Genomic DNA, 541 nt, shown 5'->3' on the forward strand with positions numbered 1-541 from the left:
GTGCCGTATTCGGGGCCGGACGTCGGGGGGTTCACGGGGTTCCCGTCGCCGGAGCTGTATCTGCGGTGGTTCCAGCTGGGCGCGTATCTGCCGCTCTTCCGTACGCACGCGGCGATCTCGGCGGGGCGGCGGGAGCCGTGGGAGTTCGGGGCGGAGGTGCTGGAGCACGCGGGGGCGGCGCTGCGGGAGCGGGCGCGGCTGCTGCCGTACTTCGTGACGCTGGCGCATCTGGCGCAGCGCACGGGGGCGCCGTATGTGCGGCCGGTGTGGTGGCGCTCGCCGGAGGACCGGGCGCTGCGGGACTGCGAGGACGCGTTCCTGCTGGGGGATTCGCTGCTGGTGGCGCCGGTGCTGGAGCTGGGGGCGGACCAGCGGGCGGTGCGGCTGCCGCGCGGGCGCTGGTACGACACGGCGACGGGGTGTCCGCACGAGGGGCCGGGGCAGGTGTTGCTGGACGCGCCCCTGTCGCGCGTTCCGGTGCTGGCGCGGGCGGGGTCGGTGATTCCGGTGGCGGGTGCGGACGGGGAGGTGGAGCTGGAGG

General features: G+C 75.8%; 1 protein-coding gene. It reads left to right on the forward strand.

The genetic code is table 11. The annotated features are described in order from the left end of the window. Positions 1 to 541 (forward strand): TIM-barrel domain-containing protein (locus K6I33_RS35615; RefSeq protein WP_275126868.1); only part of this gene is annotated, 541 nt, incomplete at both ends.

The sequence above is a fragment of the Streptomyces sp. UNOB3_S3 genome (assembly GCF_020740895.1).
Taxonomy (GTDB): Bacteria; Actinomycetota; Actinomycetes; order Streptomycetales; family Streptomycetaceae; genus Streptomyces.